Annotated in this window: 11 protein-coding genes; 8 read left to right on the top strand and 3 right to left on the bottom strand. The window is 72.5% G+C overall.

Going from position 1 to position 13,526, the window contains the following annotated elements; genetic code table 11:
- Positions 1–47: 47 nt before the first annotated feature.
- Both disA and radA read right to left on the bottom strand, forming a co-directional pair.
- Complete coding sequence (gene disA / locus ACFXMF_RS12750; protein ID WP_360313115.1) at positions 48–1,157, bottom strand: DNA integrity scanning diadenylate cyclase DisA; 1,110 nt, start codon at positions 1,155–1,157, stop codon at positions 48–50.
- A gap of 346 nt (positions 1,158–1,503) precedes the next feature.
- The gene (radA, locus tag ACFXMF_RS12745) at positions 1,504–2,895 is read right to left on the bottom strand and encodes a DNA repair protein RadA (protein ID WP_360313117.1); all 1,392 of its coding nucleotides are present in this window, start codon (positions 2,893–2,895) and stop codon (positions 1,504–1,506) included.
- Positions 2,896–3,028: 133 nt separating this feature from the next.
- Here radA and ACFXMF_RS12740 point away from each other — a divergent pair, with 133 nt between their 5' ends.
- On the top strand, positions 3,029–4,516 hold the full coding sequence (locus tag ACFXMF_RS12740; protein ID WP_379988198.1) for a hypothetical protein: 1,488 nt from the start codon (positions 3,029–3,031) through the stop codon (positions 4,514–4,516).
- Between the two features lie 117 nt (positions 4,517–4,633).
- Positions 4,634–6,268 (top strand): hypothetical protein, encoded by a 1,635-nt coding sequence (locus tag ACFXMF_RS12735; RefSeq protein WP_379988197.1) that lies wholly within the window; start codon positions 4,634–4,636, stop codon positions 6,266–6,268.
- A 39-nt stretch (positions 6,269–6,307) separates the two neighbouring features.
- Here ACFXMF_RS12735 and ACFXMF_RS12730 read toward each other — a convergent pair whose 3' ends face one another.
- Positions 6,308–7,048, bottom strand: coding sequence for a hypothetical protein (locus ACFXMF_RS12730; protein ID WP_379988196.1), 741 nt, complete (start codon positions 7,046–7,048; stop codon positions 6,308–6,310).
- A 106-nt stretch (positions 7,049–7,154) separates the two neighbouring features.
- Here ACFXMF_RS12730 and ACFXMF_RS12725 point away from each other — a divergent pair, with 106 nt between their 5' ends.
- From ACFXMF_RS12725 to ACFXMF_RS12700, 6 genes are all read left to right on the top strand, one after another.
- Positions 7,155–8,081, top strand: a complete 927-nt coding sequence (locus ACFXMF_RS12725) for a Ppx/GppA phosphatase family protein (RefSeq protein WP_360313125.1) — start codon at positions 7,155–7,157, stop codon at positions 8,079–8,081.
- Between the two features lie 191 nt (positions 8,082–8,272).
- Entirely contained in the window at positions 8,273–9,103 is an 831-nt protein-coding gene (locus tag ACFXMF_RS12720) for a sugar phosphate isomerase/epimerase (RefSeq protein ID WP_360313216.1), read from the top strand.
- Positions 9,096–9,710: a TetR family transcriptional regulator gene (locus ACFXMF_RS12715; protein WP_360313127.1), complete on the top strand. Its 615-nt coding sequence runs from the start codon at positions 9,096–9,098 to the stop codon at positions 9,708–9,710. Before ACFXMF_RS12720 ends, ACFXMF_RS12715 begins: the two co-directional genes overlap by 8 nt.
- 147 nt (positions 9,711–9,857) lie before the next feature.
- On the top strand, positions 9,858–11,711 hold the full coding sequence (gene ilvD, locus ACFXMF_RS12710) for a dihydroxy-acid dehydratase (protein WP_360313129.1): 1,854 nt from the start codon (positions 9,858–9,860) through the stop codon (positions 11,709–11,711).
- A 268-nt stretch (positions 11,712–11,979) separates the two neighbouring features.
- Positions 11,980–12,738: an ABC transporter ATP-binding protein gene (locus ACFXMF_RS12705; protein WP_379988195.1), complete on the top strand. Its 759-nt coding sequence runs from the start codon at positions 11,980–11,982 to the stop codon at positions 12,736–12,738.
- Positions 12,735–13,472: an ABC transporter permease gene (locus ACFXMF_RS12700; RefSeq protein ID WP_360313133.1), complete on the top strand. Its 738-nt coding sequence runs from the start codon at positions 12,735–12,737 to the stop codon at positions 13,470–13,472. Before ACFXMF_RS12705 ends, ACFXMF_RS12700 begins: the two co-directional genes overlap by 4 nt.
- Positions 13,473–13,526 lie beyond the last annotated feature (54 nt).

Below are 13,526 nucleotides of genomic sequence, written 5' to 3'. Positions count from 1 at the left end.
GGGCCCCGGCGCACGCGCCGGGGCCCTTCTCGTGTCGTGCGACCGCTCTACACGTAGCGCTCCAGGATCGAGGACTCGGCGAGTCGGGACAGGCCCTCACGCACGCTGCGCGCCCGCGCCTCGCCGACGCCGTCCACGGCCTGGAGGTCGTCGACGCTGGCCGCGAGCAGCTTCTGCAGGCCGCCGAAGTGCTCCACGAGCCGCTCGATCACCACGGGTGGCAGCCGGGGGACCTTGGCGAGCAGTCGGTAGCCGCGCGGGCTGACCGCGGAGTCGAGCACCTCGTGGCCCGACGTGAAGCCGAGCGCGCGGGCCACCGTCTGCAGGTCGAGCAGATCCGCGTGCGCGAGACCGTCGAGTTCGGCGAGCACGTCGGCCTCGGTGCGGCCACGCTTGATCGCCCGCTCGGGCACGTAGTCGCGGGCGACCAGCTTGCGGTCGTCCTCGACGCCCGCGATCAACTCTTCGAGTTGCAGCGAGAGCAGCCGGCCGTCGACGCCCAACTCGGTGACGTAGCCGTCGATCTCGCGGGCGATCAGGCGCACCATCTCCAGCCGCTGGGACACCGCGCACACGTCCCGCACGGTGACCAGGTCCTCGATCTCCAGCGCGGACAGCGTGCCGGACACCTCGTCGAGCCGGAGCTTGTACCGCTCCAGGGTGGCCAACGCCTGGTTGGCCCGGGACAGGATCGCCGCCGAGTCCTCCAGCACGTGTCGCCTGCCGTTGACGTAGAGCGCGATCAGGCGCATGGACTGGCTCACCGAGACCACCGGGAAGCCGGTCTGTTTGTTGACCCGCTCGGCGGTGCGGTGTCGGGTGCCGGTCTCCTCCGTCGGGATCGACGGGTCCGGGACGAGTTGCACGCCCGCCCGGACGATCTTCGTGCACTCGCGGTCGACCACGACCCCGCCGTCGAGCTTGCACAGCTCGCGCAGTCGGGTCGCGGAGAACTCGACGTCGAGCACGAAGCCGCCCGTGGACAGCGCCTCCACCGTCTTGTCGAAACCAAGCACGATCAGGCCGCCCGTGTTGCCCCGGAGAATGCGCTCCAGGCCGTCGCGCAGGGCGGTGCCCGGGGCCACGGATTGCAGCGCGGCCCTCACGAGGGCCGCGTCGGCACTCGTGCCCTTGTCGGTCCGGTCATTCGTAGCCACAGAACTCCCCGTGGTCGTTGCCATCCTCGGCCGGCCATCGGCCGTCACCCGGGCATTTGCTCCGGTATGCACGGCCGGGAGCGCCTCAGGACCTGCGGTCGACACAGGTCGGCCGCTACGTCGGAAGATCGGTGGAAAAGTCTAGTGCCTCCCGGCCGCCGACCGGTCGCCTTATCCGGCCCGAAGCCGTGTTTCGGCACAGGTCGCGCATGCCGTTCCGCTTGTCGAGTATCTCCGAGGCGACGCTTGGTCACTCCTCGGGGCACGGAAAGTTGTCGGACGGTGCGGAAACCGTCCCGCCGGTGTCCCCTGGACGTCCGCTCCGGGCGGGCCGCGGCGGGCTCGTTCACTCGCGGTCGGACTTGCGCTCGCGCTGCGAGACCAGGTTGAACGCGCGCAACGCCTCGCGGATATCGGCCACCTCGATCACCTTCATGCCCTTGGGGATCTTGCCCGGGTCCGGCGGCACCAGCGCGTGGGTGAAGCCGAGCCGGAACGCCTCGGCGAGTCGGCGCTGCACGCCGGTGGCCCGGCGGATCTCGCCGGCGAGGCCGACCTCGCCGATGGCGACCAGCTTGGACGGCAGCGGGTGGTCGGCGGCGGCGCCCGCGAGTGCGAGGGCCGCGGCCAGGTCGGCGGCCGGCTCGGTGAGCTTCACGCCGCCGACGGTGGCGGTGTAGATCTCGGTCTTCTCCAGGCGCACCCCGCCGCGCCGCTCCAGGACCGCGAGCACCATGCCCATCCGGGCCGAGTCGAGCCCCGAGGTGGCCCGGCGCGGAGTGGGGATCTGGGACGGTGCCACCAACGCCTGCACCTCGACCACGAGCGGGCGCTTGCCCTCCAGGGTCACCGTGACGCACGTGCCGGAGACCGGCTCCTGGCGCTGGGTCAGGAACAGGCCGCTGGGGTCGGTCAGGCCGGTGATGCCCTCGTCGTGCAGCTCGAAGCAGCCGACCTCGTCCGCCGTGCCGTAGCGGTTCTTGATCGCGCGGACCAGGCGCAGTCGGGCGTGTCGGTCGCCCTCGAAGTGCAGCACGACGTCGACCAGGTGCTCCAGCAGGCGCGGGCCGGCGATCGAGCCGTCCTTGGTGACGTGGCCGACCAGGACGGTGGCGATGTTGCGTTCCTTGGCGATGCGGATCAGCGCGCCCGTGACCTCGCGGATCTGGGACACGCCGCCGGGTGCGCCGTCGATCGCGGGCGAGGCGATGGTCTGCACCGAGTCGACCACGAGCAGCGCGGGTTTGACCGCGTCGACATGGCCGATCAGCGCGGCGAGGTCGGTTTCGGCGGCGAGGTAGAGCTCTTCGTTGAGTGCGCCGATCCGGCCCGCGCGCAGGCGGACCTGGGCGGCGGACTCCTCGCCGGTGATGTAGAGCGTGCGCCCGGCGGGCGAGGCGGACTTGCTGGCCACGTCCAGCAGCAGGGTGGACTTGCCGACGCCGGGCTCGCCCGCGAGCAGCACGACCGCGCCCGGGACCAGGCCGCCGCCGAGCACGCGGTCCAGCTCCTCGACGCCGGTGGAGCGGAACTTGGCCGTCTGGACGTCGATCCGGCCGATCGGCAGCGCGGCGGTGGTGACCGGGCCGGCGACGATCGAACGGGCCTTGGGCGCGCCGAACTCCTCGACCGTGCCCCAGGCGTGGCACTCGTTGCAGCGGCCCAGCCATTTCGGCCCGGTCCAGCCGCATTCGGTGCAGCGGTACGACGGGCGATCCTTCGTGGTGGTCCTGGCCATGCCAGGAACGTTAACGGCCCGCGCCGACATCGATCGCCGGCCGCCGATCGATCATGGTCGGAATGTCTTGATCCTGTCACCGAGCCGGCAAAGAGATGGTGACCATGGGGCGTTCTCCCTACCGTGAGGCGGCATGGCGGGTGGGGACGTTGCGGGTCAGGGATCCGGTACGACGGACGTGACGGGCGCGGTGCCCGACGCCGTCGCGTTGTACGACGTGCACGGCGACGCCCTGTTCGGGTTCTGCGTGGCGCTGGGCTACGGGCCGGGGGTCGCGGCGCGGGCGGTGCGCGCGACGCTGGCGGCGGCGCCCGAGCGCATCCGGGTGCTGCGCGAGCCGGGCCGGGCCCGGGCGCTGCTGTACGCACTGGCCCGGGCCGAGTGTGCCCGTACGGCGGCCGACCGGCCCGGCCCGGGCGTGGTCCGGCAGGTGTTGGCCGCGGGCGGCGCGTCCTGGAGCGTGCCCGATCGGGAACGACTGGTGCCGCTGGTGCCGTACGCGCTGTGGGCGGTGGACGAGGTCGAGCGCATCGTGCTGGACCTGTCCGTGCGGCATCGTCTGCGGGATCGGGAACTGGCCGATGTGCTGGCGCTGTCCGAGCGGCGGGTGGAACGCGTGCCGGCCCGTGCCCGGGAGCAGTTCGAGCACGCGCTCGCGGTCTACGCGGTGGCCACCCACGCGCGCCGGGACTGCCCCGAACTCGCGCTGCTGCTGCCGGACGCGGGTGCGGCGGTGGACGCGTCGCTGCGCTTGCCCCTGTACCTGCACGTCGACTCGTGCCCGGACTGCCTGGTGTTGCGACCGGGGGAGGTGGACGCGCGGGCGGTGTTGGCCGCCGCGCTCCCGGCCGCGGCGCCGTACTCGATTCGGACCGAGTTGCTCGCGGCCGGGCCGGCGGGTGCGGGTGGCTGGGACGGCGCGGAGCCGGTCGATCGGAGCGGCTTCCCCAAGGGGATGGGCCGGCCGCGTTCGCGGGTGCCGGTCGTGCTGGCGGGTGCGGTGGCCGTGGCGCTGGCGCTCGGCCTGGCCGTGGTGGTGCGACCGGGCGACGGGGACGCGGGCTCGCCGGTCGCGCGGGGCCCGGCCCAGTTGCCGGAACAGCCGGTGGTCGTGCATCCGTCCACGGCTGCCTCGCACCTGCCCGGTGTCGCCACGTCGAGGCCGACCTCGGCGGCGCCGAGTACGCGTGTGGGCAGCGCGAGGCCGACCACCCGCGGCACCAGGAGCGCCAAGCCCACGGCGGCCGGCCCCGTGTCGGCGGCCGCGGTGCCGGTGACCCGGCCGCGGTCGGTGGAGGGGACACAGGGCAATCCGGCGCCGCGGGGCACGCTCGCGTGGTCTCTCGCCTCGGTGGACCTCGACGCGGCCGGTGCCACGCGGACCGTCCGGCTCACCGCCACCGGTGGACCGGTGACGTGGACCGTGGCCATGTCGGAAAATGATTGGCTCACGGTGAGTCCGAAATCGGGGACGCTGGCCAATGGCCAGTCGATATCGATCACGATCTCGGCGAATTCCGACAAGGCACCGGCTGCCACGAGCGCGGTAACCCTCACGGCGAATCCGACGGGTGCTTCGCTCGTGGTGCGTTGGGCCGTCGATCGCGTGGATGTTCGATGAACGAATTCGGCCAAAGGTGACGGACATTCACTCGAAAGTATGATTGTCGACCTCGAAAGGCGTATGAAAGTGCAAATCGCCTGAGTCGACGGGTCTCGGACACCTACGTTCACGAGCGTGACGGATTCGGTAACCGGCCCGGCAACCGCCCCCGGAGGGGCTCCTCGCTTCGCGTCCCCCACCGCGGTGCTCTCGTGGGGACGCGCCGCCTACGACGCCTACGCCGAAGGGCTCTACACCTACTGCCTCTCGGTGCTTCGCGATCACCAGGCGGCGGCGGAGTCGCTGCGCAGCACCTTCGTGCTGGCCGATCGTCACATCGGCCGGCTCCCCGACCTGGATCTGCTCAAACCGTGGTTGTACGCGCTCGCCCGGTACGAGTGCCTGGTCCGGCTGGACGCACACGTGCGGGTGGGCACCGGGCCCGCGCGGCCCGAGGACGTGCGGGTGGTGTGGGCGCACGAGCGCAGCCTGCCGCCGCTGGCCGCGGACGCCGACCTGTTCCCCGGCACCGAGGCGGGGCGGACTCCGGCCCGGCGCGGCGACCTGGACGAACTGGCCTGGCCGGACGCGGTGGGGCTGGTGCCGGAGCAGCGCGAGGCGCTCGAACTGTCCGTCCGGCACGGGCTCGACCCGCGCGGCCTGGCCGCCGTCCTCGGTTGCGACGAACAGCACGCGCGCAGCCTGCTCCTGGCGGCCGGCCGGGAGGTGGACCGGACCCGGGCGGCGATCGCGGGCGCGGAGACCTCGGCCGACTGCCCCGAGGGCCAGGAGCTGGCCACCGGGCGGCTCACCTCCATGCTGCGCGAGCGCCTGATCGGGCACGTCGAGACGTGTCGGCGGTGCGGACCGCAGGTGCGCCGCGCGGTGACCTACCTGGCGCCGACCACGGGCGCGGCGGCGGTGCCGGTCGGGCTCGCGCTGATCGCGCCGCCGGCGGCACTGCGGATCGAGGTGCTGGGCGAGGTCGGCAAGGGGCGCTCGGCCCAGCGGCCGCCGGAGATCGCCCGGCGGGTCGCCGAGTTCGACCGGGCCGGCTTCCCGGTCTTTCGGGCCGGCGTGGTCGAGCGGGGCAATCGCCGCCGGGCCACGGTGATCGCGGCGGTCGTGGTGGCCGCGGTGGTCGCCGCGCCCGCGCTGGCCTTGTGGCAGGCATCGGGCGGATCCGCCGGCGAGTCGGACATCAGGGTGGTCACCATCGCCTCCGCGCGGGTGGAGAGCCCGAGCGGTCGCGCGGTCGCCTCGCCTCCCATCGAGCCGGCCAGGTCGCCGACCACGACGGGCAGCCCCGCCGCCTCGGGAGCACCACACGCCCACGGCTTCGCCCCGCCCCCCTCCGCGGCGGCCCCCGCCTCGCGCGCGTCCGAGGTCGTCGCGCCCGGCATCATCCCGCTGCCGCCGCCCACACCCCAGCCCCTACTGGTCACCGCCACCCACACCGGCGACCACACCCTCATCACACTGCGCAACATCGACTCCACCCCGGTCGACTGGCAGGTCCACCCGTCAGCGCCCTGGCTACGAACAACCCCCACCCACGGCACGCTGGCCCCGGGCCAACAGGACACCATCACCGTCTCGGTCGATCCGAAACGAGCCCCACACGGCTCCTGGACAGCCAAGGTCCTGATCGCCCCCGGCGCCACGGTAATCACCATCGACGGCACCACGGGCACCACAGGCACCCCAACCCCCTCCACCCCACCCACGACCCCGCCCCCGACCCGTCCCACCCAGAAACCAACGGGATGAGTCCGACGGGCCGAGCCCCCAGCCGCCCCCCCAACACCCTCAGCCCGGATCCGCCGGATGCGGTGCAACCACCCGCCCACCCGCCAACCTGGCCTCACAAGCCGTGACCAAGACCGCATAAGCCGCCGCGCCCATCAATTCGCGAAGTTCGGGCCCATAGGACTCGTACACCGGCTCGCCCGCCCCGTGGGCCTCGGTGCTCCCGGTGCACCACCAGTGCAGGTCGTGGCCGCCGGGGCCCCAGCCTCGGCGGTCGTACTCGCCGATCGTCACCATCAGCACGCGGGTCTCGTCCGGGCGGTCGATCCAGTCGTACGTCCGGCGCACCGGCAACTGCCAGCACACGTCCGGCTTGGTCTCCAGCGGGTGCACACCCTCGCGCAGCGCGAGGGCGTGCAGCGAACAGCCGGCGCCGCCGGCGAACCCGGGCCGGTTCAGGAACACGCACGCCCCGTCGACCAGGCGCGTGCGCTTGTCGCCGTCCTCGAACTCGCTGACGCCCTGCTCCATGGCCAGGTCGTGGAACTGCCAGGTCTGCGGCGTCAGCCGTTCGGCCCACGTCAGCACCCGCGTCTCGTCGTCCTCGTCCGACCAGTGCGCGCCCAGCGAGCAGCACCCGTCCGGCGCGCGGCCGGCCACGACGCCGTGGCAACCGGCGCCGAAGATGCACTGCCAACGCGAGGTCAGCCAGGTCAGGTCGCAGCGAAAGAGCTGATCGGCGTCATCGGGGTCGGAGAACTCGAACCAAGCACGCGGAAAATCCAGGTCTACCTCAGGCACGGGACAAGGGTAGGGCTCGGCGCCGGGTGATCCGTCGGGCAAAGGTGTGGCAACCGAGGGAACGCCCCCGCTCGCGCGCCGGGGGCGACGGATTACCTTCGTGACCATGCGACTCGGTGTTCTCGACGTGGGCTCCAATACGGTCCACCTGCTCGTGGTCGACGCCCATCAGGGTGCTCGGCCCCTTCCTGCCTACTCGCACAAGCGCGAACTGCGCCTGGCGGAGCTCTTGGAGCCGGACGGCAGCATCGCCCCACAGGGGGTCGATCTGCTGGTCCGGACGATGGCCGCCGCCTTGGAGGTGGCCGAGGACAAGGGCGTCGAGGACCTGCTGCCGTTCGCCACGTCCGCGGTGCGCGAGGCGGCCAACTCCGAGGCGGTGCTCGATCGGGTGCGCCGCGAGACCGGCGTGGACCTCCAGGTGCTCACCGGCGCCGACGAGGCCCGGCTGACCTTCCTGGCGGTGCGCCGCTGGTTCGGCTGGTCCTCCGGACGCCTGCTGGTGCTCGACATCGGCGGCGGCTCGCTGGAGATCGCGGCCGGCGTGGACGAGGAGCCGGACGCGGCGGCCTCGCTGCCGCTGGGCGCGGGTCGGCTGACCCGGTCCTGGCTGCACACCGACCCGCCCTCGCCGGACGAGATGCGGGTGCTGCGCAAGCACGTACGCGCGGAGATCGCCCGCACGGTCGCCGAGTTCAGCCGGCTCGGTCGGCCCGACCACGTGGTGGCCACGTCCAAGACGTTCAAGCAATTGGCCCGGATCGCAGGCGCGCCGTCCTCGGGCGAGGGCCCCTACGTCAAGCGCTCGCTCAGCCGGGCCGGCCTGGCCGACTGGCTGCCCCGGCTCGCGGCGATGACCGCGAGCGAGCGGGCCGCCCTGCCGGGGGTGTCCGTGGGCCGGGCCCCGCAACTGGTCGCGGGCGCGATAGTGGCCGACGCGGCGTTGGACCTGTTCAACGTGAACGCGCTGGAAGTGTGCCCGTGGGCGCTGCGCGAGGGGATCATCCTGCGTCGGCTGGACTGGATGGACTAGGCCCGGTCCGGCCCGGGTCGTGCGTTCACCCGGATGCCTCGGCCGCCGCCGGGATCACCCGCACCGATGTGTGGGATACCGCCGGGTCGGCGGCCGATGGTTCTACTCTGGGCGACGTGGACGACCACGACATACTCAACGGTACGGGGGCCGACACGTCCGAGGCGCGGGTGCCGGACGCGGTTCCGCGCGTGCCCGACGCGGTGTTGCGCGTGCCGGACGCGAAGATCGCCCTGTCCACCGCGTCCGTCTACCCGGAGTCCACCGCCGACGGTTTCGAGATCGCGGCCCGGCTGGGCTACGACGGGATCGAGGTCATGGTCTCGACCGACCCGGTGAGCCAGGACGTCGAGGCGCTGCGCCGGTTGTCCGATCACCACGGCGTGCCGATCGTGTCCGTGCACGCGCCCTGCCTGCTGATCACCCAGCGGGTGTGGGGGACGGACCCGTGGACCAAGCTGGTGCGCGCGCGGGACGCGGCCGAGCGGCTCGGCGCGAAGACCGTCGTGGTGCATCCGCCGTTTCGTTGGCAGCGCAGCTATGCCCGCGACTTCGTGCGCGGCATCGATCGCATGGCGGGGGAGACCGACGTGCTGTTCGCGGTGGAGAACATGTTCCCGCTGCGCTACCGGGACAAGGAGGTCGCGGCGTACGCGCCGGACTGGGATCCCTCCGACGAGGACTACCGGCACTTCACCCTCGACCTGTCGCACACCGCGACCTCGCGCTCGGACGCGCTGGACATGCTGGCCCGGATGGGCGACCGGCTCGGGCACGTGCACCTGGCCGACGGCAGCGGATCGCTCAAGGACGAACACCTGGTGCCCGGCCGCGGCACCCAACCGTGCGCGGAACTGCTCGAACACCTCGCGCGCACCTCGTTCGCCGGGGCCATCGTGCTGGAGGTCAACACCCGCCGAGCCGCTTCGCGCGCCGAACGCGAGGCGGATCTGGCCGAGGCGCTCGCGTACACCCGGCTGCACCTGGCGGCCGAGGCCGGGGTGGAGCGGCGGCATGGCTGAGGCACGAACCGCCGGCTCGCGGCGTGGTCCGGGCCGACCGCCCGGCCGGCGCGGCGACGCCTCGGCGACGCGCGAGGGCATCCTGGGCGCGGCCCGGGTCGAGTTCGCCGCGCGCGGCTACGCCGGTGCCTCGGTGCGCGCGATCGCCCGTGCCGCAGGGGTGGATCCGGCGCTCGTGCACCACTACTTCGGCCCCAAGGACCGGGTCTTCATCGCCGCGATGGACCTGCCGCTGGAGCCCGAGGCGCTGGTCGCCCGGGTGTTCGCGGCGGGCGTCGAGCAGGCCGGCGAGCGGCTGGCCGAGTCGTTCGTGACGCTGTGGGACCACCCGGACACCGGTCCGCGGCTGCTGGCCATCCTGCGCACCGCGGTCTCCGACGGGGGCAGCCCGGCGTTTCGCGAGTTCGTCGGCGCCGAACTGACCACACGTCTGGCCGAGGGGATCGGCGGCGACGACGGGGCACTGCGGGCGAATCTGTGCGCGAGTCAACTCCTGGGCGTCGCGCTCACCCGCTACGTGCTGGGGCTGGAGCCGATCGCCTCGACGTCGTCGGCCGAGCTGATCGACCGGCTCGCGCCGATCCTCCAGCGCCACCTGAGCGGCTGAGCGCGGCCGGGTCGGGTGGCCTTGGGGCGGATCCGAACAGGCCGGCGACGGGTCGCATGGTGGACGTCCGCGCCGCCCGTCGCGGTCGCGGACGTAAGCTCGAAAGCACCCCGGATCCACCGGTGAATTGCTGAGAGGGTGTGTGCAGTGCCGCAACTCAGGTCTCGGACGGTCACCCACGGTCGCGAAATGGCGGGCGCTCGCGCGCTCCTGATGGCCGCAGGCGTCAAGCGTGAGGACTTCGGCAAGCCGATCATCGCGGTTGCCAACAGCTTCACCGAGTTCGTACCGGGGCACACCCACCTCCAGCCGGTCGGCCGGATCGTGTCCGAGGCGATCTCCGCCGCAGGCGGCATCCCGCGCGAGTTCAACACGATCGCCGTCGACGACGGCATCGCGATGGGCCACTCCGGGATGCTCTACTCGCTGCCCTCGCGCGAGCTGATCGCCGACGCGGTGGAGTACATGGTCAACGCGCACCAGGCGGACGCCATGGTGTGCGTGTCCAACTGCGACAAGATCACCCCCGGCATGCTGATGGCCGCGCTGCGGCTGAACATCCCGGCCGTGTTCGTCTCCGGCGGTCCGATGGAGGCCGGTACCGCGGTCATGGTCGACGGCCGGGTGCGCCCGCACCTGGACCTGATCACCGCGATCGCCGACTCCGCGTCCGACCAGGTCTCCGACGAGGACCTGGAGCGGATCGAGAACGCCGCGTGTCCCACCTGCGGTTCGTGCGCGGGCATGTTCACCGCCAACTCGATGAACTTCCTGGTCGAGGCGATGGGCCTGGCACTGCCGGGCAACGGCTCGGTGCTGGCCACGCACACCGCGCGCAAGGCGCTGTACGAGGACGCGGGCCGCACGGCGGTGGAGATCACCAAGCGCTACTACGAGCAGGACGACGAGAGCGTGCTGCCGCGCAACGTGGCGACCCGGGAGGCGTTCGAGAACGCGATGTCGATGGACATCGCCATGGGCGGCTCGACCAACACCATCCTGCACCTGCTCGCGGCGGCGCAGGAGGCGGAGATGGACTTCACCATGGCCGACATCGACGCGCTCTCGCGGCGCGTGCCGTGTCTGGCCAAGGTGGCGCCGAACAACGCGCCGTACCACGTGGAGGACGTGCACCGCGCGGGCGGTGTGCCCGCGCTGCTCGGCGAGTTGTACCGCGCCGGGCTGCTGCACGAGGACGTGCGCTCGGTGCACACCGACTCGCTGGCCGAGTGGCTCAAGACCTGGGACGTGCGCGGCGGTTCGCCCTCCGCCGAGGCGGTCGAGCTGTTCCACGCCGGGCCCGGCTGCGTGCGCTCGGCCACCGCGTTCAGCCAGTCCGAGCGCTGGGACTCGCTCGACCTGGACGTCGCGGCGGGCTGCATCCGCGACGTCGAGCACGCGTACAGCAAGGACGGCGGCCTGGGCATCCTGTACGGCAACCTCGCCGAGGCGGGCTGCGTGGTCAAGACCGCGGGCGTGGACGAGTCGATCTGGACCTTCTCCGGCCCGGCCGTGGTGGTCGAGTCGCAGGAGGCGGCCGTCGACGCGATCCTGACCAAGCGGGTCAAGGAGGGCGACGTCGTGGTGGTGCGCTACGAGGGTCCCAAGGGCGGTCCGGGCATGCAGGAGATGCTCTACCCGACGTCCTTCCTCAAGGGTCGCGGGCTCGGCGCCAAGTGTGCGCTGATCACCGACGGGCGCTTCTCCGGCGGCACCTCGGGCCTGTCCATCGGGCACGTCTCGCCGGAGGCGGCGGCCGGCGGCACGATCGCGCTGGTCCGGGATGGCGACATCATCACCATCGACATCCCGAACCGGCGGATCGAGCTGGAGGTCTCCTTCGAGGAGCTGGCCGAGCGCCGCGAGCGGCTGCTGCACGACCTGGGCAAGTACCGCCCGGTCGACCGCGACCGCCAGGTCAGCACCGCCCTGAAGGCATACGCGGCGATGGCCACCAGCGCGGACAAGGGCGCCGTGCGCGACGTCTCGATGTTCGACTGACCCCTCACGCCGCACCGATCAACCGCGTTTCACAGGGCGCCCCGGCCACGGCCGGGGCGCCCTGACGCGTTATCGGCCCACCGTCGCGGTGAACACGGACTCGCCGGACGGCTCCGGGCCCGGGAGACCTCGCCCGTTCCGCCCCCGCCGAGCCGTTCGAGCACCTCGCGCGGTCCGCTGCGCGTCAGGTGGGGTGCCCTCGTCGCCGACCGGGGGAAAACGTGGGCGATCGCTTGACGAGGGGAGGCGGGAAGCGCATATTCAACACATGATGAATTACGTCGGGGGCGACGCGATCCGGGCCGAGGGGCTGCGGGTCGTGCGTGGTGGGCGCGTGGTGCTCGACGACGTCTCGTTCGGGGTGCCGCGCGGGAGCGTCACCGGGTTGCTCGGGCCGAGTGGGTGCGGCAAGAGCACGCTGATGCGGGCGATCGTCGGGGTGCAGGCACAGGTGAGCGGGCGGCTGGAGGTGTTGGGCCGGCCGGCCGGGCATCGGAGGTTGCGCAGCGCGATCGGGTACGTGACGCAGGCGCCGTCGGTCTACGCGGACCTGACCGTGCGGGAGAACCTGCGCTACTTCGGCTCGATCCTGGGCGCCGGCGCGGGCGAGGTGGACCGGGTGCTCGGCGAGGTGGACCTGACCGATCGCCAGGACGCGGCCGTGGCCCGGCTCTCCGGCGGGCAGCGGGCCCGGGTCTCGCTGGCCGCCGCGCTGCTGGGCGCGCCGGAGCTGCTGGTGCTGGACGAACCCACGGTCGGCCTCGACCCGGTGTTGCGGCGCGATCTGTGGGGGCTGTTCCATCGGCTCGCCGCCGGTGGCGTCACGCTGCTGGTGTCCAGCCACGTGATGGACGAGGCCGAGCGCTGCGAGCGGTTGTTGTTGCTGCGCGACGGTGTGCTGCTCGCCGACGACACCCCGGCCGCGCTGCTGGAGCGCACCCGGACGCGGGACGCGGAGTCGGCCTTCCTCGCGCTGGTCGACGCCGCCCCCTCGACCGCCCCCTCGGCCTCCGGGAGCGCGTCATGACCACCGCCGCCACCGCCGCCACCGCACGCCGCGTGCTCGCCCAGTTGCGGCACGATCCGCGCACCATCGCGCTGATGCTGCTCGTGCCGTGCGTGCTGCTCACCCTGCTGTACTGGCTCTACGACGACCGACCGCAGCAGTTCGACCGGATCGGCGGGCCGCTGCTGGGGATCTTCCCGTTCGTGGTGATGTTCCTGGTCACCTCGGTGGCCACGCTGCGCGAGCGGTCCACCGGCACGCTGGAGCGGCTGCTCACGATGCCGATCGGCAAGCTGCAGCTGATCGGCGGCTACGCGCTCGCCTTCGGTCTGGTCGCCGTGGTCCAGGCGGTCGTGGCCACCGGTCTGGCGATCGGGCTGCTCGACCTGGACGTGGCCGGGCCGACCTGGCTGATCCTGTGCGTCGCGGTGCTGGACGCGCTGCTCGGGCTCGCCCTCGGGCTGCTGGTGAGCGCCTTCGCCAACACCGAGTTCCAGGCCGTGCAGTTCCTGCCCGCGGTGATCCTGCCGCAGTTCCTGCTGTGCGGGCTGTTCGTGCCCCGGGACGAGATGCAGCCGGTGCTCGAAGCGATCTCCGCCGTGTTCCCGCTGTCCTACGCGGTGGACGCGATGCTCCGGCTGACCACCGAAAGCGAGGTCTCCGGCCTGCTGCTTCGCGATGTCGCGGTGATCGCCGGCTGCGTGCTCGCGGCCCTCGCGCTCGGTGCGCTGACCCTGCGCCGGCGCACCCCATAGGACACGTGTACGTACCGTACGGTGGCCACTGGAGGCACCGGGCGTGCCTTCGGT

Origin of the sequence: Embleya sp. NPDC059213 (assembly GCF_042754445.1) — a bacterium.
GTDB lineage: Bacteria > Actinomycetota > Actinomycetes > Streptomycetales > Streptomycetaceae > Embleya.
Note: the sequence above shows the minus strand (reverse complement) of the source record. Positions and strands in the feature narration are given on the sequence as shown.

Bases quoted from the DNA above. Each gene is read 5' to 3' on its own strand.
- radA (WP_360313117.1), bottom strand. From the start codon at position 2,895: ATGGCCAGGACCACCACGAAGGATCGCCCGTCGTACCGCTGCACCGAA.
- ACFXMF_RS12740 (WP_379988198.1), top strand. From the start codon at position 3,029: ATGGCGGGTGGGGACGTTGCGGGTCAGGGATCCGGTACGACGGACGTG.
- ACFXMF_RS12725 (WP_360313125.1), top strand. From the start codon at position 7,155: ATGCGACTCGGTGTTCTCGACGTGGGCTCCAATACGGTCCACCTGCTC.
- ACFXMF_RS12715 (WP_360313127.1), top strand. From the start codon at position 9,096: ATGGCTGAGGCACGAACCGCCGGCTCGCGGCGTGGTCCGGGCCGACCG.
- ACFXMF_RS12705 (WP_379988195.1), top strand. From the start codon at position 11,980: ATGATGAATTACGTCGGGGGCGACGCGATCCGGGCCGAGGGGCTGCGG.
- ACFXMF_RS12700 (WP_360313133.1), top strand. From the start codon at position 12,735: ATGACCACCGCCGCCACCGCCGCCACCGCACGCCGCGTGCTCGCCCAG.